This window comes from Streptomyces sp. NPDC019396, assembly GCF_040632375.1.
Lineage (GTDB): Bacteria > Actinomycetota > Actinomycetes > Streptomycetales > Streptomycetaceae > Streptomyces.
Window position 1 is genome coordinate 161,235 of the sequence record NZ_JBEYBS010000013.1, and the last position, 25,736, is coordinate 186,970.

Annotated in this window: 25 protein-coding genes; 12 read left to right on the forward strand and 13 right to left on the reverse strand. The window is 70.2% G+C overall.

Translation table 11 applies throughout. The annotated features are described in order from the left end of the window. Positions 1-95: 95 nt before the first annotated feature. The 3 genes from ABZ532_RS17530 to hemL form a co-directional block, all read right to left on the reverse strand. On the reverse strand, positions 96-1,358 hold the full coding sequence (locus ABZ532_RS17530; protein WP_361283572.1) for a hypothetical protein: 1,263 nt from the start codon (positions 1,356-1,358) through the stop codon (positions 96-98). Positions 1,359-1,472: 114 nt separating this feature from the next. Next, on the reverse strand, positions 1,473-2,165 hold the full coding sequence (locus tag ABZ532_RS17535) for a histidine phosphatase family protein (RefSeq protein ID WP_361283575.1): 693 nt from the start codon (positions 2,163-2,165) through the stop codon (positions 1,473-1,475). Beyond that, positions 2,162-3,478 (reverse strand): glutamate-1-semialdehyde 2,1-aminomutase, encoded by a 1,317-nt coding sequence (gene hemL, locus ABZ532_RS17540; protein WP_361283578.1) that lies wholly within the window; start codon positions 3,476-3,478, stop codon positions 2,162-2,164. Before hemL ends, ABZ532_RS17535 begins: the two co-directional genes overlap by 4 nt. Before the next feature lie 127 nt (positions 3,479-3,605). Between hemL and ABZ532_RS17545 the strand changes: the two genes are divergently transcribed. Continuing rightward, a complete protein-coding gene (locus ABZ532_RS17545; RefSeq protein ID WP_361283581.1) occupies positions 3,606-4,184 on the forward strand; it encodes a hypothetical protein in 579 nt (192 codons plus the stop codon). A 35-nt stretch (positions 4,185-4,219) separates the two neighbouring features. On the opposite strand, the gene ABZ532_RS17550 is transcribed toward ABZ532_RS17545, so the two are convergent. After that, complete coding sequence (locus ABZ532_RS17550; protein ID WP_361283720.1) at positions 4,220-5,335, reverse strand: magnesium and cobalt transport protein CorA; 1,116 nt, start codon at positions 5,333-5,335, stop codon at positions 4,220-4,222. Positions 5,336-5,591: 256 nt separating this feature from the next. Between ABZ532_RS17550 and ABZ532_RS17555 the strand changes: the two genes are divergently transcribed. Continuing rightward, entirely contained in the window at positions 5,592-5,888 is a 297-nt protein-coding gene (locus ABZ532_RS17555) for a hypothetical protein (RefSeq protein ID WP_361283583.1), read from the forward strand. Here ABZ532_RS17555 and ABZ532_RS17560 read toward each other — a convergent pair. After that, positions 5,851-6,453, reverse strand: a complete 603-nt coding sequence (locus ABZ532_RS17560; protein WP_361283586.1) for a TIGR03086 family metal-binding protein — start codon at positions 6,451-6,453, stop codon at positions 5,851-5,853. The two genes, ABZ532_RS17555 and ABZ532_RS17560, sit on opposite strands and share 38 nt — an antisense overlap. Positions 6,454-6,696: 243 nt before the next feature. Between ABZ532_RS17560 and ABZ532_RS17565 the strand changes: the two genes are divergently transcribed. The 3 genes from ABZ532_RS17565 to ABZ532_RS17575 all read left to right on the forward strand — a co-directional run bounded on the left by ABZ532_RS17565 (position 6,697) and on the right by ABZ532_RS17575 (position 8,926). After that, positions 6,697-7,539, forward strand: coding sequence for a helix-turn-helix domain-containing protein (locus tag ABZ532_RS17565; RefSeq protein ID WP_361283589.1), 843 nt, complete (start codon positions 6,697-6,699; stop codon positions 7,537-7,539). 52 nt (positions 7,540-7,591) lie between these two features. Next, entirely contained in the window at positions 7,592-8,119 is a 528-nt protein-coding gene (locus ABZ532_RS17570; RefSeq protein ID WP_361283592.1) for a GNAT family N-acetyltransferase, read from the forward strand. A gap of 72 nt (positions 8,120-8,191) precedes the next feature. Then, a complete protein-coding gene (locus tag ABZ532_RS17575) occupies positions 8,192-8,926 on the forward strand; it encodes a Mut7-C RNAse domain-containing protein (RefSeq protein WP_361283595.1) in 735 nt (244 codons plus the stop codon). A gap of 53 nt (positions 8,927-8,979) precedes the next feature. Here ABZ532_RS17575 and ABZ532_RS17580 read toward each other — a convergent pair whose 3' ends face one another. Next, entirely contained in the window at positions 8,980-9,507 is a 528-nt protein-coding gene (locus tag ABZ532_RS17580; protein WP_361283598.1) for a hypothetical protein, read from the reverse strand. 155 nt (positions 9,508-9,662) lie between these two features. On the opposite strand from ABZ532_RS17580, the gene ABZ532_RS17585 reads away from it, so the two are divergent. Beyond that, positions 9,663-10,433 carry an SDR family oxidoreductase gene (locus tag ABZ532_RS17585; protein ID WP_361283601.1) on the forward strand — a complete coding sequence of 257 codons (771 nt, stop codon included), beginning with the start codon at positions 9,663-9,665 and terminating at the stop codon, positions 10,431-10,433. 66 nt (positions 10,434-10,499) lie between these two features. On the opposite strand, the gene ABZ532_RS17590 is transcribed toward ABZ532_RS17585, so the two are convergent. Continuing rightward, positions 10,500-10,778, reverse strand: a complete 279-nt coding sequence (locus ABZ532_RS17590) for a WhiB family transcriptional regulator (RefSeq protein ID WP_361283604.1) — start codon at positions 10,776-10,778, stop codon at positions 10,500-10,502. A gap of 181 nt (positions 10,779-10,959) precedes the next feature. After that, positions 10,960-11,133, reverse strand: coding sequence for a hypothetical protein (locus tag ABZ532_RS17595; protein WP_361283607.1), 174 nt, complete (start codon positions 11,131-11,133; stop codon positions 10,960-10,962). 162 nt (positions 11,134-11,295) lie between these two features. Here ABZ532_RS17595 and ABZ532_RS17600 point away from each other — a divergent pair, with 162 nt between their 5' ends. Then, a complete protein-coding gene (locus ABZ532_RS17600; RefSeq protein ID WP_361283610.1) occupies positions 11,296-12,882 on the forward strand; it encodes an alpha/beta hydrolase in 1,587 nt (528 codons plus the stop codon). Between the two features lie 25 nt (positions 12,883-12,907). Here ABZ532_RS17600 and ABZ532_RS17605 read toward each other — a convergent pair whose 3' ends face one another. Next, positions 12,908-14,101: an RtcB family protein gene (locus ABZ532_RS17605; protein WP_361283613.1), complete on the reverse strand. Its 1,194-nt coding sequence runs from the start codon at positions 14,099-14,101 to the stop codon at positions 12,908-12,910. Between the two features lie 242 nt (positions 14,102-14,343). Here ABZ532_RS17605 and ABZ532_RS17610 point away from each other — a divergent pair, with 242 nt between their 5' ends. From ABZ532_RS17610 to ABZ532_RS17620, 3 genes are all read left to right on the forward strand, one after another. Beyond that, a complete protein-coding gene (locus ABZ532_RS17610; protein WP_361283723.1) occupies positions 14,344-15,180 on the forward strand; it encodes a DUF3558 domain-containing protein in 837 nt (278 codons plus the stop codon). A gap of 200 nt (positions 15,181-15,380) precedes the next feature. Then, a complete protein-coding gene (locus ABZ532_RS17615; protein WP_361283616.1) occupies positions 15,381-16,115 on the forward strand; it encodes a DUF3558 domain-containing protein in 735 nt (244 codons plus the stop codon). A 248-nt stretch (positions 16,116-16,363) separates the two neighbouring features. Then, entirely contained in the window at positions 16,364-17,668 is a 1,305-nt protein-coding gene (locus tag ABZ532_RS17620) for a DUF2637 domain-containing protein (RefSeq protein ID WP_361283619.1), read from the forward strand. Between the two features lie 126 nt (positions 17,669-17,794). On the opposite strand, the gene lysS is transcribed toward ABZ532_RS17620, so the two are convergent. Continuing rightward, entirely contained in the window at positions 17,795-19,534 is a 1,740-nt protein-coding gene (gene lysS / locus ABZ532_RS17625; protein WP_361283622.1) for a lysine--tRNA ligase, read from the reverse strand. 283 nt (positions 19,535-19,817) lie between these two features. Here lysS and argS point away from each other — a divergent pair, with 283 nt between their 5' ends. Further along, positions 19,818-21,587 carry an arginine--tRNA ligase gene (gene argS, locus ABZ532_RS17630; protein WP_361283625.1) on the forward strand — a complete coding sequence of 590 codons (1,770 nt, stop codon included), beginning with the start codon at positions 19,818-19,820 and terminating at the stop codon, positions 21,585-21,587. Between the two features lie 80 nt (positions 21,588-21,667). On the opposite strand, the gene ABZ532_RS17635 is transcribed toward argS, so the two are convergent. Further along, positions 21,668-21,937 (reverse strand): DUF1876 domain-containing protein, encoded by a 270-nt coding sequence (locus ABZ532_RS17635; protein WP_361283628.1) that lies wholly within the window; start codon positions 21,935-21,937, stop codon positions 21,668-21,670. Positions 21,938-22,007: 70 nt separating this feature from the next. Beyond that, positions 22,008-23,492 carry a helix-turn-helix domain-containing protein gene (locus ABZ532_RS17640; RefSeq protein WP_361283631.1) on the reverse strand — a complete coding sequence of 495 codons (1,485 nt, stop codon included), beginning with the start codon at positions 23,490-23,492 and terminating at the stop codon, positions 22,008-22,010. 294 nt (positions 23,493-23,786) lie between these two features. Between ABZ532_RS17640 and ABZ532_RS17645 the strand changes: the two genes are divergently transcribed. Continuing rightward, positions 23,787-24,512, forward strand: coding sequence for a DUF4232 domain-containing protein (locus ABZ532_RS17645; protein WP_361283634.1), 726 nt, complete (start codon positions 23,787-23,789; stop codon positions 24,510-24,512). Between the two features lie 167 nt (positions 24,513-24,679). Here the strand turns inward: ABZ532_RS17645 and hemB are convergent, their stop codons facing one another. Next, positions 24,680-25,678, reverse strand: a complete 999-nt coding sequence (hemB, locus tag ABZ532_RS17650) for a porphobilinogen synthase (protein ID WP_361283637.1) — start codon at positions 25,676-25,678, stop codon at positions 24,680-24,682. Positions 25,679-25,736: the final 58 nt, after the last annotated feature.

Genomic DNA, 25,736 nt, shown 5'->3' on the forward strand with positions numbered 1-25,736 from the left:
AAAGTTTCGCATGGGCGTTCAGGGGATCTTCCACGCCCCCCTCCGTGCCCGCAACGCCCCTTGTCAAGGGCGCTTGAGCACACTCCCGCAGGCTCTTACGCGGTGGCTTTCAGGAAGGCCTTCCAGCCCCCTGCCGGGGCCTGACCGACTTCCAGGCCCCGCAGCCGGTCGAGGATCTTCGGGTCCTGGACGTCCAGCCAGTCACAGAACTGCCGGAACGACACCAGACGCACGTCCTTCTTTCCCGCCATCGCCTTGAGCGCCTCTTCGACGGCGTCCATATAGATGCCGCCGTTCCACTCCTCGAAGTGGTTTCCGATGAAGAACGGCGCGCGATTCGACTCGTAGGCGCGGTTGAATCCGTTGACGTACGCCTCGGTGGCCTGCTTGCGCCAGCCCGGATAGCGTTCCGGATTCCCCTTGGTGGAATTCTGCGACTGGTTGGCGAGGATGTTGTAGTCCATCGAGAGCACCTCGAAGGTGTGCCCGGGGAAGGGAACCGCCTGGAGCGGCAGGTCCCAGACCCCGCCCCGCTTCTCCGGCCACATCTGACGGCCGCCGGGCGAGCTGGCGTCGTATCGCCAGCCGAGTTTCTTCGCGGTCGGCAGCAGATTGTCCTGGCCGAGGAGGCAGGGGGTGCGAGCGCCGACGAGTTCCTTGCGGTAGTCGAAGGGCAGGGGGGCGATGTCCTTCCAGCCGCTGTTCGTCCTCCATTCGGTGACGAAGGACACGGCCTGGTCGATCTCGTTCTGCCACTGCGCGGGCGTCCAGTTCCCGACCGAGCCGGAGCCGCCGCAGAAGTGCCCGTTGAAGTGCGTGCCTATCTCGTGCCCGTCGAGCCAGGCCTGGCGGACGTACTTCAGGGTCTCCTTTACGTGGTCATCGGTGAGATAGCCGATGTCGGAAGCGCCGACCGGGTTGTTCGGCGGCCTGTAGAGGGTTTTCTTCGACTCGGGCAGCAGATAGATCCCCGAGAGGAAGAAGGTCATCGCCGCGTCATGGTCCTGCGCGAGCTTCAGGAAACGCGGGAACAGGCCGTTGCCGACCTCACCCGCACCGTCCCAGGAGAACACCACGAACTGCGGCGGGGTCTGGCCCGGCTGGAGCGGTACGGGCTTGTCGGGCTGGTTCGGCTGCTTCCCGGTGTCGGCGGTCGAACCGTCGCCTATAGGGCGGGCGGACTTGTCGGGGGACGGGGATGACGTGCCGTCACCCCCTGCTCCCCCGGGCTGCCCCGCGCCGCCCTTCCCGTCGTTCCCGTCACCGGACCCGGAGCCCAGTCCGCAGCCGGCGACTCCCATCGCCGCCGCGGTACCGAGCCCGGCCCCGAGCAGGCCCCTTCGGCTGATCTCGCGCATGCTGTCCCCGTCCCGTGTGCGGTGCCGTGCAACCCCCGTACAAAGGGGTTAGATGGCGTGCCGCCGAGGAGGGTTCCCTGGACCCCTGCGCAAATGCGTCAGGTGACCGTATCGCTACGCACCAAAGGCTTTTGACTTTCCCTTCACGGGTTTGGCACCGGCGAGCAGATGGGCCGGTACGAGATCACGGGCAGGCTCGGAGTAGCCCACGGAGACGATCGCGTCGCCGTGGAAGGTGAAACTGGTGAGCGAGGCCAGCGTGCACTGCCTGCGGCGCGGGTCGTGCCAGAGGCGGCGGCGCTCCACATGGCTGCGCACTGTCCAGATCGGCAGCTGGTGGCTGACGAGGACCGCCTCATGGCCGCGGGCCGCGTCGCGGGCCGACTCCAGCGCCGCCATCATCCGGTCCACCTGCTCCAGGTAGGGCTCGCCCCAGGACGGCCGGAACGGATTGGTGAGGTGCTTCCAGTTGCCCGGCTTGCGCAGCGCGCCGTCGCCGACGCCGAAGGTCTTGCCCTCGAAGACGTTCGCGGCCTCGATCAGCCGCTCGTCGGTGTCCAGGGTCAGACCATGGGACTTGGCGACCGGCGCGGCGGTCTCCTGCGCCCGCTCCAGCGGGGAGGCGACCACATAGGTGATGTCCCGGTCCGCCAGGTGCTCGGCCACCCGGTCGGCCATCCGCCGGCCCAGGTCGGAGAGGTGGTAGCCCGGCTTGCGGCCGTAGAGCACACCGTCCGGGTTGTGGACTTCTCCGTGGCGCATGAGATGAACCACGGTCATATCCGTATGGATGTCCGTGCTGCTCATGCGGTGGCCTCCGCGGCGGCGCGGGCGGCGGCCGGGAGCGCCGCGGCGATCCGCTCGATCGCGGCGTCGTCATGGACGGCCGAAACGAACCAGGACTCGAAGGCGGACGGCGGGAGGTACACGCCCTGCGACAGCATCGAATGGAAGAAGGCGTTGAAGCGGAACGCCTCCTGCTTCCGGGCATCGTCGTAGTCACGCACCTCGTGCGCGGTGAAGAAGACCGAGAACATGTTGCTCGCGGTCTGGAGCCGGTGCGCCACGCCCTCCTTGGTGAGCGCCTCGGCGACGAGGGCCTGGATCCGGCGGGAGGCCGTGTCGACCTTCTCGTACGCCGCGTCGTCGAGGAGCCGCAGCTGGGCGAGGCCGGCGGCGGTGGCGACCGGGTTCCCGGAGAGGGTGCCGGCCTGGTAGACCGGCCCGGCCGGGGCGAGGTGGCCCATCACATCGGCACGGCCGCCGAAGGCGGCGGCCGGGAAGCCGCCGCCCATGACCTTGCCGAAGGTCATCAGGTCCGGCACGACCCCGTCGACGCCGTACCAGCCGGCCTTCGAGGTGCGGAAACCGGTCATGACCTCGTCGGAGATGTACAGGGCGCCGTTCTCGGCGGACAGGTCCTTCAGCCCCTGGTTGAAGCCGGGCAGCGGCGGGACCACGCCCATGTTGCCCGGCGAGGCCTCGGTGATCACACAGGCGATCTCGCCCGGGTGCGCGGCGAAGGCCGCGCGAACCGATTCCAGATCGTTGTACGGGAGCACGATGGTGTCCCCGGCCTGCGCGCCGGTGACGCCGGGAGTGTCGGGAAGCGCGAAGGTGGCGACCCCGGAACCCGCCGCGGCCAGCAGCGCGTCCACGTGGCCGTGGTAGCACCCGGCGAACTTGACCACCTTGGCGCGCCCGGTGAAACCGCGGGCGAGCCGGATCGCCGACATCGTCGCCTCGGTGCCGGAAGAGACGAGCCGCACCTGCTCGACCGGTGCGACCCGGGCCACGATCTCCTCGGCGAGGGCGACCTCGCCCTCCCCCGGTGTACCGAACGAGGTACCACGGGCCACGGCCGCCTGAACTGCGGCGATGACCTCCGGGTGGGCATGGCCGAGGATCATCGGCCCCCAGGAGCAGACAAGATCGACATATTCACGACCGTCCGCGTCGGTCAGGTACGGACCAGTACCGGACACCATGAACCGGGGCGTACCGCCCACGGCTCGGAAGGCGCGGACCGGAGAGTTCACGCCGCCGGGCGTCACGAGGGACGCGCGGTCGAAAAGCGTCTGCGAAACTGGGGCGTCATAGGGAAAGCTCACGGAATCCATGGTGTCAGAGGCCCCCGGCGTTCTTGCGGACAGGTGTTTCACCACACGTCCGTGGGGGAGGTCACTGTCACGATGATCGGGTTGCGCGGCCTGCGCTGTGCGTCATAAAAAGCAGTCGGGTGGAGATATGCATCGCGGTGGCGGACTGGGCGAGGGAACCGACGACCTGGGTCCCGAGCCTGCCCGGCGGGGGAAGCACCGGCGGCACGGGGCACCCGAGCCCGTCGAGAGCACGCGCGAGCCCGTACAGAGCAGGAGTGGCCGAGGTATGGGGGTGACATACAGATACTTCGGCGCCCCCGACGGCGCCACGGCCGCCCGTGTGCCCATTTCGATGCGCCCGGAGGAGCTCGGCGGCGACGAGCTCGGCATGGGCGGGATGTTCAGCAAGATCAAGCCCGAGACGATAGCCGCGATGGTACTCACGGGTATCCAGGGAATGCCCCTGAACAAGGTGCCACCCCTCGAGCTGGTGGTCCTGCACCCCGATTACGCGGTGGTCAAGCTCCCCATGACGGTCGTCGACCCCCTGCGCGACATCGGCGAGGAGACCGTGGGCGCGGCCGCCTTCATCTGGTCGACGGTCCCGGACCGCGGGGGCCCGCGGGACGCGTTCAACGTGTACCAGCTGCTGCACGAATGGCAGGATTTCAGCCATCGTCTGCATGAGGCGGGGCACCAGCCCTACTGCCTGGTGTGGCCCTGACCACACCGGGCTGAGTCCGGCACGGCGGCACGAGGTCAGAGCCAGCCGTTGCGGCGGAATCCGCGGTAGATCACGAAGCAGGCGACGGCGATGACGCCGAGGACGACCGGGTAGCTGTAGGTCCAGCGCAGCTCGGGCATGTGGTCGAAGTTCATTCCGTAGATCCCGCAGACCATCGTCGGCACCGCCACGATCGCCGCCCAGGCGGTGATCTTGCGCATGTCCTCGTTCTGGGCGACGGTCATCTGCGCCAGGTGCGCCTGGAGGATCGAGTCGAGCAGCGAGTCGAAGCCGTTGATCTGCTCGACGGCGCGGGCCAGATGGTCGGCCACGTCGCGGAAGTAGGGGCGGATCTCCGGGGCGATGACCGAGGCCGGCTGGGTGGCGAGGCCTTCCAGCGGGCGGTTCAGGGGGCTCATCGCCCGCTTGAACTCCAGCAGTTCGCGCTTGAGCTGGTAGATGCGACCCGCCTCGCCGCGGCCGGTCTCGCCGCGGCCCGCGTGTTCGGCGAAGACGGCCAGCTCGACCGCTTCTATGTCGTCCTGGACGGCGTCGGCGACGACGACGTACTCGTCCACGACGAAGTCGGCCACCGCGTGCAGTACGGACGAGGGACCCTTGGCCAGTTGGTCGGGCATGGTCTCCAGGGCCTCGCGCAGCGGGCCCAGGGAGCCATGGCGTCCGTAGCGGATGGTGATGACGAATTCCCGGCCGGTGATCACGGTGATCTCGCCCGTCTCCACGACCTGGCTGGTGGCGGTCAACTGGTCGTGCTCCGCGTAGGAGACGGTCTTGAACACAGCGAGCAGCGTGTCGTCGTACGGGACGACCTTGGCGCGGCGGTGCGGGTTGACGGCGTCCTCGACGGTGAGCGGGTGCAGGCCGAACAGCTCGGCGACCGAGGCGAATTCGTCGTGTGTGGGCTCGTGGAGCCCGATCCAGACGAAGCTGTTGCTGCCGGGTGTGGCGCTGTTCTCCTTGCGTACGCGGCGCAGAGCCTCCTCGGCGGGGCAGCTGCCGGCCTGCCGTACCCCGTCCGAGTACCCCACGCAGTTGACGACGGAGCTGCCGAGCGGCGAGCGGGCCGGGTGGCTGAGGTCGACGGTCTTTCGGTACGCACGGCGTACGGCTCGCCGGAGGTTGCGCATCATCGACAAGGTTGGCTCCATGCGGACGGGGGTCTTTCCCCCGCCACCCTCGCTGACAGGCGGCGCCTTGTCCATGACGGCGGTCGCGCAGGGGCCGCCGGGGCGCTGCGGACTGACGCCCGACAGCCGATCGCACCATCCGGACATGTTTTTGGGCGGTGAACCTATTTGAGCCAGGCGGCATCTCTGCCGATGGCCCGGATGTAGGGCAGGCGCAAGCGCGCGAAGGCAAGAGCGCAAAGACACGAGGAGGTCCGGCATGGGCGATCTGCTGCTGGTCCTGTGCATTCCGCTGACGGTGTGCGCCAGCGGAATCTACGCGGTGTGCGACAGCTGGTGGCGGCGCCGGCATCCGGCGCCGCCCTCGCCGTACACGCATGCTGCCGCCCGGCTGGCGGAACGGGAGATGCTGGTCGACGCCGAGGAGATCGTCACCGACGCGTACACACGGCTCGCGCCGCTGTACGCGGGCCCGCAGCCGGAGGCGGCAAGCTCCCGTGCCGCCTCCGAGGGCGTCGTCAGCGGGCGGGGCTCCACCGCGGGTCACGCCCCGTAGTCGCGAGCAGCCGCTCGAACGGGGACGCGTCGTCCGGCACATCGGCCGGTTCCCCGAACGCCTCCCACTTCCGTGCCATCGGCGCCATGTCATCGAGCGCCGGCCCCAGTTCGGCGACCACATCCGGATCGGGTTCATACGCCTGACCGGTCGCCCGCGCGAGATCCCAGATGTGCACGGTCAGATCACCGAGCACCATGTGCCCGACGGTCCTGGCCGGAAGCCCCAGCGTGCCCGTGGAGCCCTCCTCCGCCCCGGGCTCCGCCCATGCCGCCACCAGGCGGTCGGTCTCCCGGGTGAACAGCTCCTGCCAGCCGGCGTCCTCACCTGCGGCGGAGACCCGGTCGGGCGTGGTGGAGAAGTCGGAGTCCTGCTTGGCGGCCAGTGCCTGGAAGTTGACGATCACATGGAGCAGGTGGTTCACCAGGTCGCGCACGTCGTAATCGGCGCAGGGAGTCGGGGCGGCGAGGTCGCCGGCTTCCACTCCCCGCACCACGGGCATGGCGCGAGCGGTGGTGGCGGCAAGCAGTTCACTGATGGATTTCGCGGGTTTCACGGGCTTCATGGCCCTGACGCTGGCAGCCGCGCACGCCCGGCGTCTTGAACAAACGCGACATAGGATCCGGCCATGGGGCGCAGCAGCGAGCCACGGAGCCGGCCGGGTGCGGGAGCGCGGACGGGCCAGGGGGCACAGCCCGGCCCGGGAGCGCAGGCGGGACCGGAAGCGCGGACGGGACCGGAAGCACAAGCAGGCCCGGAAGGGCGGACGGGCGCCGGTGCCGGCCCGCGGCGCGACACCCTGGGCATCGTGGACGCCCCCGAGCTCTTCACGCGGGTGCGGTTCCGGCGCCGCGAGCCCGCCGCTCCCCTGCGGCCCTATCTGGAGCACTACTGGCTCATCGACTGGGACCTCGCCGAGCCCTACGCCTCCCACGTGGTGCCGCACCCGTCGGTGAACGTCGTGTTCCAGCGCTACGGGGACGAGGAGCCATGGGGCGAGGTCGCGGGGGTCGGCCTGGAGCTCTTCACCAAGAAGCTGGCGGGGCGCGGGCGGGTGTGCGGAGTGCAGTTCCGGCCCGGGGGCTTCCGGCCGTTCGCGCCGGGGCGGCCGGTCTCGGACTGGACGGGGCGCCGGGTGCCGGTTGACGAGGCGTTCACGGCACCTGGGGCCCCGGGGTCGGCGCACGCCGTGTCCGGACCCGCGCACGCCGCGGCCCTGGCCGTGGTCGGCCCCGACGACGAGGACGGACGGGTCGCGGCGCTGGACGCGTTCCTGCTCGCGCACGGGCCGGTGCCCGAGCCGGGGGCCGAGCGCGCGATGGCGCTGGTCGAGCTGGCCCGCACCGACCGCACGGTCCGGCGGGTCTCCCAGCTCGCCGCCGCGGAAGGGGTGTCACCGCGCACCCTCCAGCGGCTCTTCGCCGCCTATGTCGGCGTCGGACCGAAGTGGGTCATCCTGCGCTACCGCATCCACGAAGCGCTCGAACGCGCGGAAGCGGAGGGCGGCGGAGCCGGTGCCGAGCCGGACTGGGCCGCGCTGGCGGCCGAGCTCGGCTACAGCGACCAGGCCCATCTCGTACGGGACTTCACGGCCACGGTCGGAGTGCCGCCGACGGCGTACTCGGCACACGCGGCGCAGTCACCGACGTGAGGGCGCGTTCCACGCCCCGCCGGGTGTCAGACCCGGGGCGTACGGTCGTGACATGGTGAGCGAAACAGCCGTGGTACGCCTCGAGCTTTGGTCGGACGGGGACTTCGCCCTGCTCCAGGCGGCGAACGCACCGGAGTCGACGGCCCATCTCGGCGGCCCGGAGTCGGACGAGAAGCTGGCCGACCGGCATCGGCGCTATCTGGCCCTGAGCGCGGACGGGAGCGGTGCCGGACACATGTTCCGGGTGGTACTGGCCGAGACCGGCGAGGCCGTCGGCGTGATCGGTTTCTGGGAGTCGCACTGGGACGGAGCGGACGTCTACGAGACGGGCTGGACCGTCCTGCCGGGCTTCCAGGGGCGGGGCATAGCCACGGCGGCGACCCTCGCGGTCGCCGGGCACGCCAGGGCGGGCGGGCGGCACCGCTATCTGCACGCGTTCCCGTCGGTGGAGAACGGCCCGTCGAACGCCGTGTGCCGGAAGGCGGGCTTCGCACTGCTGGGCGAGTGCTCGTTCGAATACCCGCCGGGGCGGCCCATGCGCGGTAACAACTGGCGCCTCGACCTCACGGAGGCCGCGTAAGGCCGCGTCGGCGTCGCTCATGCGCTCGGAAACGCGTGGAACGGTCCGCGCGTCCAGTGGCATCCTGACGGCGTGAACGGACCGGAGATCCACATCAGCTTCGCCCCCGAGCTGCGGCTGTTCGTCGCGGCAGAGCGCCGTGACGGGCGGACCACGCTCGCCACGGACGGCTCCTCCACGCTGGGCCATGTCGTCGAGTCACTCGGTGTGCCGCTCACCGAGGCCGGGCGGCTGCTCGTGGACGGCGTCCAGGTCCAGGTCTCGCACATCCCGGCCACCGGCGAGCGCGTCGAGGTGCTCGGCGTCGAGCGACCGCAGCGCGTCCCAGGGGCGCCGCTGCGCTTCCTGCTCGATGTGCATCTCGGCACGCTCGCACGGCGCCTGCGGCTGCTCGGTGTCGACGCGGCCTACGAGAGCGAGGACCTCGGTGATCCGGCGCTGGCCGCACTCTCGGCACGGGAGCAGCGCGTGCTGCTGTCCCGGGACCGCGGGCTGCTGCGGCGGAGGGAGCTGTGGGCCGGTGCCTACGTCTACAGCGACCGCCCCGATGACCAGCTCCGGGACGTCCTGCAGCGCTTCGCGCCCTCTCTCGCGCCGTGGACCCGCTGCACGGCCTGCAACGGCGAGCTCGCGGACACCGACAAGGAGACCGTCGAGCACCAGCTCGAACAGGGCACGCAGCGCTCGTACGACGTCTTCGCGCAATGCAGGGCCTGCGAGCGCGTGTACTGGCGCGGAGCGCACCACTCACGGCTGGAGGCGATCGTCGAGAGTGCCCTGCGGGAGTTCGGGGACCCGGTCGCGTAGCCGCCGGCGCAGGGGACACGTCGAGCCGTGTGCCCTCGGGTCCGAAGGCCGCCTCAGAAGGCGTAGGCATCACCGGTCGCCGGCACCAGCACGGTGTGCCGGTCGTTCGGATGGTTGCGGTCCGCCGCGCCGCCGTTCCACGCCGTGGCCACGGCGATGACGACCTCCGCCGGTTTCCCCGCGAACCGCAGCCGAAGCGCACGTCCCCGTCCCGTACTGGCGGCTCTCAGCTCCCCCGCACGGCAGAGGATCGTCCGGTGGCCACCCCGCAGGCAGTCGTCCGGCAGCGACGCGTCGGGCTGCGGCGGCGCCGAGAAGGTCAGCTCCACGGTCATGTCGGACACCGCGTCCGGGCCGTGGTTCTCGCTCTCCAGCCAGATGTCGAGCAGTCCGTCCCACAGCACGGCATGCCCGTGGTGCGCCGTATCGGCCTCCAGAGCGGCCTGCGTGTCCGCCGCCTCCACCAGCGGCGCCGGTGCTGCGACCACCGGACCCGCACTGACGCTCCCGGCCGGGATCACCGTCGCCACCGCGACGGACGCCACGACCAGACTTCTGAGTACCACCCGCACGACCCGCATGACCGAAAGATACCGATCAGTCCTGCTTCAAGCTGATCATCCATCGATCCGGCGCGTCCCAGGCGATCAAGGTGATCCAGCGCGGGCCTCGGTTCCCGCGGTCCGCCTATCCTGACCTTTGGCCACTGGTTCGATCACCTGCCCGAGGAGCCGTCATGACCGCCGCGCCCATCGCCGTCGTCACCGGAGCGAGCAGCGGCATCGGCGCCGCCACCGCGCGAGCGCTGGCCGCTGAGGGGTATCACGTGTACCTCACCGCCCGGCGCAAGGACCGGATCGAGGCCCTCGCCGCCGAGATCACCGAGGCCGGCCACCAGGCCACGCCCTACGCCCTGGACGTCACCGACCGCACCGCCGTCGACGCGTTCGCCGCGTCCCTCGATGGCGCGGGGCACCCGGTCAAGGTGCTGGTGAACAACGCCGGCGGAGCACTCGGCGCCGATCCGGTGGCGACCGGCGACCCCGCTGACTGGCGGCGGATGTACGACATGAACGTGCTGGGCACGCTCCATGTCACCCAGGCCCTGCTCCCGGCCCTCACCGCCAGCGGCGACGGCACCGTCGTCGTGCTGTCCTCCACCGCAGGCCACGGCACCTACGAGGGGGGCGGCGGTTATGTCGCCGCCAAGCACGGCGCCCATGTACTCGCCGAGACGCTCCGCCTGGAGATCGTCGGCACTCCGGTCCGCGTCATCGAGATCGCCCCCGGGCTGGTGAAGACCGAGGAATTCGCCACGACCCGCTTCGGGGGCGACACCGACAGGGCCGCGAAGGTCTACGCGGGAGTGGCCGCGCCCCTCACCGCCGAGGATGTGGCCGACACCATCGGCTGGGCCGTCAGCCGGCCCTCCCACGTCAACATCGACCTGCTCATCGTCCGTCCCCGCGCCCAGGCCTCCAACACCAAGATCCACCGGGAGCCGTAGGTCCCGTCCGGGCGAGCTTGCGCCCCGGGGACCCGGAGGGCCCGGCGCACAGCGGCCGAGGCCTGCTCAGTGCCCGCTGCGCACCGCCCCCGCCCTCGACTTCCGCCGGGCCATACGGCGCTTGAGGGCACGGCGCTCGTCCTCGGTGAGGCCACCCCACACCCCGGAGTCCTGGCCGTACTCCATGGCCCACGCCAGACACTCCTCCCGCACCGGGCAGGCGCGGCAGACGGTCTTGGCCTCCTCGGCCTGGAACAGCGCCGGGCCGCTGTTTCCGATCGGGAAGAACAGGTCGGGGTCCTCATCGAGACATGCGGCGTCATGCCGCCAGTTCTCGCGCTCCACGGGAAGGTCCTCCTCCACGTCGCTGTCGTCCGCGAGCGGTCGCGATCATTCACTGCCGTTCGCGGCCTCTTCGCTGTTCCTCTTCGGCTCGCCGACATGCGGGCGCTGAAACTCCGATCCACCCACGCATCACAGATCTGGCCGAAATACGGGTCCGGCGCGGTCGGCCCGGCTCCACCCGTCAGTGCTTGAAGGCGCTCGCATCCCCCGGCTCCGTCTCCAGCGCCTCCCGGTCGAAAACCATCAGGATCAGGAAGAACAGCCCGCCCCCGAGCAGCAGTCCGACCACGATCACCACGGAGACCAGCGCCTCCCGCGGCGCCACCAGCACGAGCAGCGCCACGAGCGTCCACACCAGCGCTTTCCGTCACAGTCGCCACCCGGTAACGGTCAGTGTCACACCGCCACCGTCTGCGACAGGTGTCGGCGAGGCCATTCGGCCGTACCCCGCTCGCGCGCCTCGCCGGACCACGGTGTCGTTGACGGGCAGTCACGACCCGCAGCGAGGGGACGAGGTATGCACATATCCGGGCCGATAGCCGCCCTCACCGCCGCAGTCCTCACCTGCTCGATGACCACGGGAGGCGGCGGCACGCCTACGCCTCCGACGTCCGCTCCGAAGCTGGACTGGCAGCCCTGTACCCAAGGCAGCCCGTACGACTGCGCCACCGCGAAACTGCCGCTGGACTACGGCGACCCCAGCGGGCGCACCGTCGAGCTGGCAGTCGTGAGACGGAAGGCGACTGGCCCCGGGGGGCGGCGGATCGGCACCCTGTTCTTCAACCCCGGCGGCCCGGGCGGCCCGGGCACCGTGCAGATGCCACAGATGTACGACACCTTCCCGCGCGAGGTGCGGGAGCGGTTCGACATCGTCAGCTGGGACCCCCGCGGGATCGGCAGCAGCACCGCAGTGAACTGCTTCGCGCGTCCGGCGGACGCCAAGGCGTGGATGGCGGGCAAACCGGCGGGATTCCCGGTGGGGGAACAGCAGCGCAAGGCCTGGATCGCCGCATACGAGGATCTGGCCCGCCGCTGCCGGCAGCGCGACCCCGAATTGCTGCGCCATGTGTCGACCGCCGACACGGCCCAAGACCTCGACCGGCTCCGCCAGGCGGTGGGCGAACCGCAGCTCAGCTACCTCGGGATCTCGTACGGCACGTACCTGGGCGCGACCTACGCCAACCTCTTCCCGGACAGGGTCCGCGCGATGGTCCTCGACAGCAACGTGGACCCGCGGGCCTGGACGGACGACGCGAGCGGCTCCCCCCGGCTCACGACCTTCCTGCGCATGGGCTCGGACCGCAGCGCGGCGGCGATCCTGGACCGCTTCCTCGCCCTGTGCGGATCCACCACCACCGCGCACTGCGCCTTCTCCGCAGGCAGGCCCCAGGCGACCCGCGACAAGTTCGACCGGTTGATGCGGCGACTGCGGGAGCGACCCGTCGGCCCATGGACCTACGGCCGCACGGCCGGTGACGCGGTCAGCAGTCTCTATGTCGTCCACCCCGGGTGGGCGGACCTCGCCGGACGACTCCAGGAGCTGTGGCTCGGCCGCGCCCCGCAGCCCGCCGAGCCCCCGCCCGCGCCACCGATCCGCGATCCGGATCCGTACCTGGCCGACGAACAGGCGGCTGCCGTGCTCTGCTCCGACAGCCCCAACCCACGTGACCCGGGGGTCTACCACTCACTGGAGGAGGCCAGCGCCCTGCGCACGGGTGACGCGGGACGCTTCTGGACCTGGGCCGCGGAGCCGTGTGCCACCTGGCCGGCGGTCGCAGCCAACAGCTACCGCGGGCCGTGGAACAAGCCGACCGCTCACCCAGTCCTGGTGGTCGGTACCACCTACGACCCCGCGACCACCTACTGGGGCGCACAGGCGATGGCCACGGCACTGGCCGACGCCCGCCTGCTCACCCTCGACGGTTACGGGCACACCGCCCTGCTCAACCCCAGCGGCTGCGTCAACGCGCACGTGAGCCACTTCCTCGTCGACGGCACCCTCCCGCCGACCGGGACGCGCTGCCGCCAGGACACGCCCCCGTTCTCCGAGTCCAGGCCGAACGGCGGCGTAGCCACGGGCGGTGGTGGGACGGCGGGCGGCTGAGGCCGCACCGCCCCTCCTGGGCCCCTCAGCCCTTCACGCAGATGAGCTGCTTCAGCTTGGCCACGACCTCCACCAGGTCCCGCTGCTGGTCGATGACCTTCTCGATGGGCTTGTACGCCCCCGGGATCTCATCCACCACACCCGAGTCCTTACGGCACTCCACACCCTGCGTCTGCTCCTCCAGGTCCCGGGTCGAGAAGCGCCGCTTCGCCGCGTTGCGGCTCATCCTGCGACCGGCGCCGTGGGAGGCGGAGTTGAATGACTGCTCGTTCCCGAGACCCTTCACGATGTACGAGCCCGTGCCCATGGAGCCCGGGATGATCCCGAAGTCCCCGGACCCGGCCCGGATCGCGCCCTTACGGGTCACCAGCAAGTCCATGCCCTCGTACCGCTCCTCCGCCACGTAGTTGTGGTGGCAGGAGATGACCGTCTCGAAGGTCACCCGCGCCTTCCGGAACTCCCGGCGGACGACCTCCTGGAACAGGCCCATCATGACGGCGCGGTTGTAGCGTGCGTACTCCTGCGCCCAGAAGAGGTCGTTGCGGTAGGCCGCCATCTGCGGGGTGTCCGCGACGAACACCGCGAGGTCGCGGTCGATCAGACCCTGGTTGTGCGGGAGCCTCTGGGCCTCGCCGATGTGGTGCTCGGCCAGCTCCTTGCCGATGTTGCGCGAACCGGAGTGCAGCATCAGCCACACGGACCCGCTCTCGTCGACACAGAACTCCACGAAGTGGTTTCCCGCGCCGAGCGTGCCCATCTGCTTGGTCGCCCGCTCCCGTCGGAACTTCACGGCGTCGGCCACGTAGTCGAAGCGGGACCAGAAGTCGCCGAAACCGCTCGTGGGGAACCCGTACACACGGCCCGGGTCCACGGGCTCGTCGTGCATTCCGCGGCCGACCGGGATGGCCTGCTCGATCTTGGAGCGCAGCCGGGACAGGTCGCCGGGCAGGTCGTTCGCGGTCAGCGAGGTCTTCACCGCCGACATACCGCAGCCGATGTCGACACCGACCGCCGCCGGGCAGACGGCTCCGCGCATCGCGATCACCGAGCCGACCGTGGCCCCCTTGCCGTAGTGGACGTCGGGCATGACCGCGAGGCCCTTGATCCAGGGCAGCGTGGCGACATTGCGAAGCTGCTGCATCGCGACGTCCTCGACCGTGGCCGGGTCCGTCCACATCCGGATCGGGACCTTCGCTCCGGGCACCTCTACATACGACATAACTACTCAATTCCCCCGAAAAGCCTGAAAACGCAAATCTGTCGCCAAGGTCGGCAAAGAGGATGGACGACCGGCGTTCACAGCTGCGCGTGCGATACACATTGTGTCCACCGACCCGCAGTGGGCGGCAAACAGTTTTCCCGCGGCGGGCCCTGCGGCAGGCACGACAGGCCCCGCGGCAGAAGAGGCAGAAGAGGAGCGGCACCGTGCAGCGCAAGGCGGCAAAGGCGTACGTACCCGCCATGGCGGCGCTGCTCGCCGTGCTCGTCGCCGGCTGTTCCTCGGGTTCCGGCGACAGCGGCTCGGGCGACGACACCAAGCCGGGCGGCTCCGCCGGCTCCGCCGCACCCCCCGGCAGGTACCGCACGCTGTACGAGCCCTGCGGTGCGGTCCCACCGGCCACCCTCAAGGACATACTCCCCGGCGCCGCCGAGCTGCCGGAGGACCAGCAGGAGAAGGTCTTCCGGGGCACGGCCGCCGTCACCTACGACACGGATCGCCGGGCCGGATGCAGCTGGAAGGCCGACGGAGCGAACGCCTCGCACCGGCTGCGGATCGATGTCGAGCGCGTCGTGTCGTACGACCCGGCCGTCAGCGACGACGACCAGGCGCAGGCGGTCTACGCCCGCAAGCAGGAGGCTGCGCAGCTCCCGGCGCCCGCCGCCGACCCGCAGGACGAGAAGGCGGGCCAGTCCGGGACCCCGAGCGGCTCCCCGAGCCCCGCGGGCAGCACGGCATCGGGCACCCCCGGCACCGTCGCGAGCTCCACGGGCACAACCGGCTCACCCTCGGCCTCCGGCGCCCAGGGCAGCCCCTCCGCCTCGGTCACGCCCGACGGGCTCGAGCCCCGCCAGCTCGACGGGCTCGGCGACGCGGCGTTCATCGACGACGTCCTCGCACGGTCCGGTTCCACCGCCCAGCGCCGCACGGTGAGCGTGGTGTTCCGCACATCCAATGTGATCGTCACCGTCGAGTACGCCGAGCAGCCGAGCCTCATCACCGAGGCGCCGGACAGCAGGGAACTCCAGGAAAAGGCGCAGGCCCTGGCCCAGAATCTGGCCGAGCGCTTCAACGACTGACCCGCCGGTACACCCCCGCGCGGGGTGCGGATCGAGGCGCTCGGCACCAGGTGCCGATCTTCCCGGACACCCCCGCCCACGTAACGTGTTCGGCGTACCGTGGCCGACCGAAGACCGTAAGGACCGAAGAACGAAGGCTCCGGAGCGGCCGACCCGCCGGCCCGCACCGGCGGACCGTACGACTCACGACTGAAGGAACCATGCACCGATCAGCCCCGCGACTCACCCGCATACTCGCCTGCGCCGCCGTCCCGGTGATGCTCGTCGTCGCCGGCTGCTCCTCGGACTCGGACACCCAGGACAAGGCCGACAAGCCGGGCAATTCCACCGGCAGCTCGCCCCAGGAGTCCTCCACCTCCCAGAAGCCCGCCGCGTCCGTCGCACCGGCGAAGTACGCCAAGCTGCCCGAGCCCTGCAAGGCGCTCAGCACCAAGACGGTCCAGGAGCTGGTGCCCAAGGTCAAGAACAAGGCCGGCACGGCGGGCAACTCCAGCGATACCGGCGTCCGCGGCGGCTGCTCATGGAACGGCCTGGAGGACAAGGGAGTCAAGGGCTCGAACTACCGCTGGCTCGACGTCTCCTTCCTCCGCTACGAATCCGACGCGAGCCTCGGCAGCGGTGAGCAGCGCGCCCGGGATGCCTTCCAGAAGGAGGTCACCAAGACCGCGGCCACCGAGGGCGCCAAGAAGGTCAGGAAGTCGCCCGCCTCGGGGGTCGGCGACGAGGCGACCGCGATCGCCTTCGACCTGAAGAAGACGGACGAGACCTTCAAGTACGCGACCATCGTGGCCCGCGCCGGAAACGTCGTGGTCACGGTCGGGTACAACGGGGCCGGTTACGCCGGGGCCAAGACCCCGGACGCCACCGCGCTCATGAAGGACGCGGTGACGGCGGCCAAGGAAGCCGCCACCGCGATCGCCACGGCCAACAAGTAGCCACACCGCGCATGGCGCCGTAACCGGCGCCCCGGTCGCTGTGACCCGGATCACCTCCCCGGAGGCCCGGGTTCCGCAAACGTGTGCCAGGCTTGGCCCGCGTCTGCGGCGCACCGGGGCCCGGTCGGCGGCCGGGCCGGCACAGGCTCGGCCGGAATCAGGCTCCGCCCGGGGTCGGGCGCCGGCACGGACTGCGGTCCGGAACTGGATATCGGGCTGGATACGGGAGGGGATCGCGGGTGGCCGCGATGCAGCTGACACGCACGCACCGGATACTGATCGGCGTCGTCGTGGCCGGTGCGGTGATGATCGCCGGGATCGGCTTCGCGGGGTCGTACGCCGCCGTACGCGAACTCGCCGAGAAAAAAGGGTTCGGCGACTTCTCCCTGGTCTTCCCGATCGGCATCGACGCGGGCATCTGCGTGCTGCTCGCGCTCGACCTCCTGCTGACCTGGATCCGCATCCCCTTCCCGCTGCTGCGCCAGACCGCGTGGCTGCTGACGGCCGCCACGATCGCCTTCAACGGCGCCGCGGCATGGCCCGATCCGCTGGGCGTCGGTATGCACGCCGTCATCCCGGTGCTGTTCGTGGTCTCGGTGGAGGCCGCCCGGCACGCGGTCGGCCGGATCGCGGACATCACGGCCGACAAGCACATGGAGGGCGTGCGGCTCACCCGCTGGCTGCTCTCGCCGGTGCCCACGTTCCGGCTGTGGCGGCGGATGAAGCTGTGGGAGCTGCGCTCGTACGACCAGGTCATCAAGCTGGAACAGGAGCGGCTGATCTACCAGGCGCGGCTCCAGGCCCGGTTCGGACGGGCCTGGCGGCGCAAGGCCCCGGTCGAGGCACTGATGCCGCTGAGGCTCGCCCGCTACGGTGTGCCGCTGGCCGAGACGGCTCCGTCCGGGCTGGCGGCGGCCGGGATCGACCCCGTGCTGCTACCGCCGAGCCCGGCTCCCGCGCCGGAGCTGGAGCCCACCCGGGCTCCCCAGGCGCAGACCCAGGGCCCGTTGCAGGCGCAGGCCCAACAGCAACAGCAACAGCAACAGCAACAGCAAGCGACGATGCCGCCCGCCGAGCAGGGGCAGAGCCAGTGGTTCGCCACTCCGCAGAACGTGGAGTACCAGGGCGGCTACGACCCGACCTACGAAGCGCCCACCTACGTCCCGGGCCCGGAGTACGAAGCCTGGTACGAGAAGCAGCCGCAGCAGATCCCCGTTCCCCAGCAGCGCGCCGCGGAGCCCGGGCCCGGACCCGTGTCCGAGCCTGTGCAGGCTCTGGTGGGCGAGCCGGAGCCGCGGTTCCAGGTGCCGAACGGGGCAGGCGGGATGCGGCCCCTGGGTGAGGGCGTGCAGGAGGCGCTGCCTTCGGAGGAGAACCTGTACCAGGTCTTCCGGCAGTCGATAGAGGGTGAGGGCATGCCGACGCCCGGCGCCTTCGGGTCGAACGTCGAGGCCGCGTACGGGCTGCGCCTCCCGGCCCGCGAGCTGAACCAGTACCACGAGCGGTTCACCGCCCGCCTCAACAGCGAGCTGATGGAAGACCACATCGCGTAGGCCCCCGGCCGGGCCGGCTTGTCAGCCGCCCGGCCGGTCAGTCACCGACAGGACAGACAGCGAAGGGCCCTCACCCGCGCCATGTACCGGCGCTGGTGAGGGCCCTTCGGCGTCATGCGCCGGGCGTCAGGATCCGAGCAGCTTGCGCACCCCGTCTGCGCCCACGGCGAGCAGCAGCGTCGGCAGCCGGGGGCCGGTCTCGCGGCTGACGAGCAGGCGGTAGAGCAGGGCGAAGAAGGAGCGCTGGGCGCCCTTCAGCTCCGGGGTGGGCTTGGCGTCCGGCTCCAGGCCCGCCATGACCTTCGGGACGCCGTAGACCAGCGTGGTGAGGCCGTCGAGGGACCAGTGCGAGTCCAGGCCCTCCAGCAGCAGCCGCAGCGACTCCCGGCCCTCGTCGTCCAGCGAGCCCAGCAGCTCGGTGTCGGGCTCGGAGCGGACGATGGTGCGGGCGTCGGCCGGGACCTGGGTGGTGATCCAGTTCTCGGCGCGGTCGAGGCGGGGACGGACGCTGTCCAGGGAGCTCAGCGGGTTCGCCGGGTCGAGCTCGCTGAGGATCCGCAGGGTCTGCTCGTCATGGCCGGCCGTGACGTCGACGACCGAGGCGAGCGTGCGGTACGGCAGCGGGCGCGGGGTGCGCGGCAGCTCGCCCGCGGCGGTACGGACCGCGCGGGAATGCGCCGCGGCGTCGGCCGGAAGCACCGAGCCGTCCGCGACCTTGCTCTCCAGCTTGTCCCACTCGTCGTAGAGGCGCTGGATCTCCTGGTCGAAGGCGATCTTGAAGGACTGGTTGGGCCTGCGGCGCGCGTACAGCCAGCGCAGCAACGGCGCCTCCATGATCTTCAGCGCGTCGGCGGGCGTCGGCACACCACCGCGGGACGACGACATCTTCGCCATCCCGGAGATCCCCACGAAGGCGTACATGGGGCCGATCGGCTGGACTCCGTCGAAGATCTCACGGACGATCTGGCCGCCCACGACGAAGGACGACCCGGGCGAGGAGTGGTCGACACCACTGGGCTCGAAGATCACGCCCTCGTAGGCCCAGCGCATCGGCCAGTCGACCTTCCAGACCAGCTTGCCGCGGTTGAACTCGCTCAGCCGGACCGTCTCGGAGAAGCCGCAGGCCGTGCAGGAGTACGTCAGCTCGGTCGACGCGTCGATGTACGAGGTGACGGCGGTCAGGTCCTTCTCGCAGTTGCCGCAGTACGGCTTGTACGGGAAGTAGCCGCCGGAGCCGCCGCTGCCGTCGTCCTCGCTGGCCGCTCCGGAGCCCTCGGCGGCCTCCAGCTCGGCCTCGTCCACCGGCTTCTGCTGCTGCTTCTTCCCGGGGGCCTTTCCCTTGGTGCGGTACTGGTCGAGGATCCCGTCGATCACGCCGCGCTGCTTCATCGCGTGCAGGATCTGCTCGCGGTAGGCACCCGAGGTGTACTGCTCGGTCTGGCTGATCGGGTCGTACTCCACGCCCAGCTCGGCGAGCGACTCGACCATCGCGGCCTTGAAATGCTCGGCCCAGTTCGCGTACGGCGAGCCCTTGGGGGCGGGCACCGAGGTCAGCGGCTTGCCGATGTGCTCGGCCCAGGAGTCGTCGACGCCCGGGACACCGGCCGGGACCTTGCGGTAGCGGTCGTAGTCGTCCCAGGAGATGAGATGGCGGACCTCGTACCCGCGCCGGCGGACCTCGTCCGCGACCAGGTGCGGGGTCATGACCTCACGCAGATTGCCCAGGTGGACGGGGCCCGATGGGGACAGGCCAGAGGCAACGACGACCGGTTTCCCGGGCGCACGCCGTTCCGACTCGGCGATGACATCGTCCGCGAAACGGGAGACCCAGTCGGTCTCGGTGCTGCTCTGAGCCACGATCGGCACGTCCTTGAATGCTCGGGCGAATGCTTGGTGGGGCTGGTGCGGGTCTGTTCTTGATCTTGAGCCGGAATTCCGTCGAGGCCGGCGCCAGCCATTCTCCCAGACGAAACAGTGAACCCCTTGGTTGTCCACAGGCTCCCGATCGCCGCGCCTGTTCTCCGCCCGTGGGTTGTCCACAGGCATCGTGAGGGCGGGAGAAACAGGTTGCTCCACCGTGGGACACTTGACTATCCATTTAGTCACCGGCCCGATACCGCCGGCCACCCACCGACAGGAACGGAAGCTCATGGCCTCGGTCCCTTCCCTCGCTTCGACCGTGCAGCAGCGCCTCACGGACGCCCTTTCGGCAGCCCTGCCGGAAGCCGGCTCCGTCGACCCCCTGCTGCGACGAAGCGACCGGGCCGACTTCCAGGCCAACGGCATCCTGGCGCTCGCCAAGAGGCTGAAGGGCAATCCGCGCGAGCTGGCGGCCAAGGTCGTCGACGCGATCCCGGCCGGCGACATGCTGAAGGACATCGAGGTCTCCGGACCCGGCTTCCTGAACATCACGATCTCCGACGAGGCGATCGTGAAGACCCTCGCCGCACGGGCCGCTGACGACCGCCTCGGCGTGCCGTTCGCGCCCCGCGCCGGCACCACGGTGATCGACTACGCCCAGCCGAACGTGGCCAAGGAGATGCACGTCGGCCATCTGCGTTCCGCGGTGATCGGCGACGCCATGGTGCAGATCCTGGAGTTCACGGGCGAGAAGGTGATCCGGCGCCATCACATCGGTGACTGGGGCACCCAGTTCGGCATGCTCATCCAGTATCTGACCGAGCACCCGCACGAGCTGGACCACGAGGACGGGGCCGCCGTCTCCGGCGCGGAGGCCATGTCCAATCTGAACCGCCTCTACAAGGCGTCGCGGGCCCTGTTCGACTCCGACGAGGAGTTCAAGGAGCGTGCACGGCGCCGGGTGGTCGAGCTTCAGTCCGGCGACGAGCGGACGCTCGCCCTGTGGCAGAAGTTCGTGGACGAGTCGAAGATCTACTTCTACTCGGTCTTCAACAAGCTCGACATGGAGATCCGCGATCCCGACGTCGTGGGCGAGTCGGGTTACAACGACATGCTCGACGAGACCTGCCGGATCCTCGAGGAGTCGGGGGTCGCCGTGCGCTCCGAGGGCGCACTGTGCGTGTTCTTCGACGATGTGAAGGGCCCGGACGGCAATCCGGTCCCGCTGATCGTCCAGAAGTCCAACGGCGGCTACGGCTACGCGGCCACGGACCTGTCCGCGATCCGTGACCGGGTGCGGAAGCTCGGCGCCGACACCCTGCTGTACGTGGTGGACGCCCGGCAGTCGCTGCACTTCAAGATGGTCTTCGAGACCGCCCGCCGGGCCGGCTGGCTGAACGACGAGGTCAAGGCGGTCCAGCTGGCCTTCGGCACGGTCCTCGGCAAGGACGGCAAGCCGTTCAAGACCCGTGAGGGTGAGACGGTGCGGCTGGTCGACCTGCTGGACGAGGCGATCGAGCGGGCCACGTCCGTGGTGCGCGAGAAGGCCGGGAAGGTCGGTCTCGCCGAGCAGGAGATCGTGGAGAACGGCGCGCAGGTCGGTATCGGCGCGGTGAAGTACGCCGACCTGTCGACCTCGGCTGTGCGGGACTACAAGTTCGACCTGGACCAGATGGTGTCGCTCAACGGCGACACGTCCGTGTACCTCCAGTACGCGTACGCCCGTATCCGGTCGATCCTGCGCAAGGCGGGCGATGCGAGGCCTGCCGCCCACCCGGAGCTGGAGCTCGCCCCGGCCGAGCGTGCGCTCGGGCTGCACCTGGACCAGTTCGGCGAGGTGCTGGCCGAGGTGGCCTCGTCGTACGAGCCGCACAAGCTGGCCGCGTATCTGTTCCAGCTCGCCACGCACCTGACGACGTTCTACGACCAGTGCCAGGTGATCAGTGCGGACAACACGGTGGAGGTCTTCGAGAACCGTCTGTTCCTGATCGACCTGACCGCGCGGACGCTCCACCAGGGCATGGGACTGCTGGGCATCCGGACCCCCGAGCGTCTCTGACGCATCGGGCACGGACAGGCGCGGGCGGCCCCGGCGATCGAGATCGCCGGGGCCGCCGCCGTGGTCGAGGACTCGTCCGGTCACCTCAGGGGGTGTGCCGGACGGCCCGTGGCCTCCTCTATCTCGTCGTGCGCCTTGCCGAGCAACTGGCTCGCGATGTCCTTGAGTGCCCGGCCGCCCGCGATCTCCTCACCGACCCTGAGCTGCCCCGGGTCGGCCGGGTGACGGCTGGCGTTGCCATGGCCCCTTACCTCCGTGCCATCGGAGAGGCGGAGCATCGCGGCGGCCTTGGTCTTGTCGCCGTCCTCGCGGAATTCCATCTCGACATGCCATCCGGTGAGCGTCTCCATGAGAGATCACCTCCAGCGTTATTACTCACCACCAGTCTCAGGGTGCGCCGACCGGCCGATGATCACCACGTCACTGGGCGATCCACTCCTGCTTGTCGCCCCAGTACTCGTACACCTTGCGCCCTGCGATGGCGTTGGTACGGAAGGGCCTGCCGCCCTCGTCCTTGATGATCAGCTTCTCCTTCTGGGCGCCTCTGTTCCAGCCGAGCTCCAGATACCACTCGACATCGTTTTCCTCGGTGTGCACGTCGAGGTTCAGGACCTGGGGATCGCTGGTGGAGACCTTGTAGGGGAAGGCCTTGGCAGGCACGGCCCTGTCGCCGTCATGGCCGGCCACAGGCGTCGCCACCGGCCCGCGGTCGTCCAGGTCGATGTCGAAGGTCTGCGGGGTGATACCGCCGCCGCAGCCGAACGCCATGGAGTAGACGTTCGAGTCCGCGGGGGGTGCCTTCCGCCCGACGACACGCACGTTCAGGGAGTCGATCACGACCGACTTGTCCGAGTTGCCCGTGATGCTCAGCTGGAGCCGCAGGTGGCCGGCGGGTGCGGCCTTCTGGGAGCGCGCCCAGGTCTGGAATTCCTGGGGAGCGGGCGGCGGAGCGACATACTTCGGATCCTCGTCGAGGGCGTAGATCTCGTCGCACGGGGCGGCCCAGTTGTACGAGCTGATGCCGACGCTCGGTGCGTAGCCGCCGCTCTCCTCACCGGACGACGGTCCGCCGCCCGCACCCGCGTCTTCGCGGCCGGACGGGGAGGAGCTCGGCTTCTTCGCCCCCGGCGACGCACTGCCGCTCGGTGCGGCGGAGGCCGACCGGGACGCGGACGGCTTTCCGGCGGGGGATTGCGCCACGGCCCCGGCAGGCTGCCGCTTCGCGGCGCCGTCCTGCTCCTTGGCGCCCTCGTCCCGCAACTGGCCGGCCGCGACGGCGCCGGAGACGGCCAGGGCACAGACGACGGCCGTGGCGACGGCGATACGCCTGGCACGTTCGCGTGTGATGGCCGTACGCCCGACAACCACCAGCCCCGAGTGAGGAGTTCCGGCTGTTCTGCCGGTTCCCTCGGCTTCGGCTGACCCGTCCGCCGCTGGCCCCTTGCCGCCGGGCACCGCGGCGGACGCGCTCGCGTCCACGGCCTCGAGGGGCGCGGAAGCCCGGTCAGGTGCGGCGGATTCAGCGGATTCAGCGGGCTCTGCGGGCTCTGCCGACCCGGTCGGCCCGGCGGACTCAATCGGCTCGGGCGACGCTGAGGATCCTGCGGCCGCCCCGGCGGCGACTGCCTTGCCCCGCCCCCGCGCCGCGTCGGCCAGGATCCACTGCCGGTGCAGTTCGACCAGCTCGTCGGGGGTCGCTCGGCAGAGCCGGGCCAGCCGCTCCACAGGTGCGTAATCCGTCGGCACGGCATCGCCGTTGCAGTAGCGGTGCAACGTGGACGTGCTCATGTGCAGCTGTCTCGCGAGAGCCCCGTAACTGCGCCCCGAGCGCTCCTTCAACCCGCTCAGCTGCTCTGCGAAACCGCTGGACACTGTCCCACCCCGACTTCCCTGGTCGCTCACCATCCCGGCAACGCGTTCCAGGGGATGGGTATTTCACCTGGTCAGCATCCGTTTCGGCATTCCAACGTCCCCCATTGTCCTTGGTCGGTTGTCCCATCCGCCAACCGCTCAGCATGGTGTGTCCAGCACCAGCCGAACCGGGAGCACCCCATGCGAACCCGAGTCAGCATCACGGATGTTGTCGCGACCTGCGTGTTGATCCTCTGCACCGCAGTCGTGATCACGCTGGTCAACCACCCCTGAAACACCGCTGAAAACCAGCAGACCAACAACAGACCAACGGGGAGCCGTTCCACCATGACCACCCTCCGTACCCGCACCGCCATCGCCACCGCCGCCCTTGTCGCGGGCCTGTCCCTGACCGCCTGCCAGAACGACGACGCTGCCGGCGCCGCCGTCCCCGCCGGCAGCGCGGCGAACGCCGGCTCGTCCAGCACGGCCGGCTCCGGCGGCGCCAAGGCGTCCGCAGGCACCACAGGCACCGCAGGCACGGGCGGCTCGACCGCCTCGGCCGGCAACAGCGGCAGCTCGGCCTCCGGCAAGACCACCAGCGGCGGCGGCAGCAGCCAGAACGCCGGTGGCGGCAACGGCGGCGCCGACTCCTCCACCTGCACCACCGCCAACACCCGGGTCGTGGTGAGCAAGGTGTCCCGCCCGGTCAACCACATGCTGCTCACGATCACCAACACGGGTACCAAGAGCTGCTCCGCCTACAACGCCCCGCTGCTGCGCTTCGACGAGGCGCAGGCCGCCACGCAGATCAACGAGGACAGCAAGCCGCAGGCCGTGGTCACTCTCGCCCCCGGCGAGTCCGCCTACGCCTCGATCCTCCTGAGCAGCGCGGCCGGGGACGGCGAGGGCGGCGGTGACGCGAAGAAGCTGTCGGTGCACTTCGCCCAGCGCGACGGCGGCGGCTCGGCCGGCAACCCCGTCACTCTGAACCTCCCCGCGGGCACGTACACGGACTCCACCGCGTCCGTCTCCTACTGGCAGAGCGACATGCAGGACGCGCTGACCTTCTGAGCCCGGTTCCGGGGGGGTGTCGTCCGAGCGTGGGGACGACCTGACGGCATCACCCGGAACCGGCGGCGGCGGTGGGCATCCCCCGGCCCACCGCCGCACTCCTGTCCGCACCGGGCCGTGCCGCGGAACTCCCGCCCGCGTCCCGCCTCGGCTCGGCCTGCGCCCTCTCAGGCGCGGTCGAGCTTCTGCGCGACCTCCGTCGCCCAGTACGTCAGGATCATCTGCGCACCCGCCCGCCTGATCCCGGTGAGGGTTTCCAGGATCGCCTTGTCCCGGTCGATCCAGCCCTTCTCGGCCGCGGCCTCGACCATCGCGTACTCACCGGAGATCTGGTACGCGGCCACTGGCACGTCCACCGTGTCCGCCACGCGCGCCAGCACATCCAGATACGGCCCCGCGGGCTTGACCATCACCATGTCGGCGCCCTCCTCCAGGTCGAGCGCCAGCTCGCGCAGGGACTCGCGCAGATTCGCCGGGTCCTGCTGGTACGTCTTGCGGTCGCCCTTCAGGGACGAGGCGACCGCCTCGCGGAACGGGCCGTAGAACGCCGAGGAGTACTTGGCGGTGTAGGCGAGGATCGACACGTCCTCCTTGCCGATGGTGTCCAGCGCGTCGCGGACGACACCGACCTGGCCGTCCATCATCCCGCTGGGCCCCACGACATGGACGCCCGCGTCGGCCTGCACCTGCGCCATCTCGGCGTAGCGCTCCAGCGTGGCGTCGTTGTCCACCCGGCCCTCGGCGTCGAGCACACCGCAGTGGCCGTGGTCGGTGTACTCGTCCAGGCACAGATCCGACATGATCACCAGATCGTCGCCGACCTCGTCCTTCACGGCACGGATGGCGACCTGGAGGATCCCGTCCGGGTCGGTGCCCGCGGTCCCCGCGGCGTCCTTCTTGGCATCCTCCGGCACGCCGAAGAGCATGATCCCGGAGACACCGGACTCCCGTGCCTCCACGGCGGCCTTGCGCAGGGTGTCCAGCGAGTGCTGGACCACCCCGGGCATCGCGGCGATCGGCACCGGTGCGTTCACACCCTCCCGTACGAACGCGGGAAGGATCAGGTCCGCGGGATGCAGCCGGGTCTCGGCGACCATACGGCGCATCGCGGGGGTGGTACGCAGCCGTCGCGGCCGCGAGCCGGGGAAGGGTCCGTACGCAGTCATACGCCCCACGCTACGCCCGTCCGGGAGGCGCACTTACCGACAGGGCGCCGGTGCGACG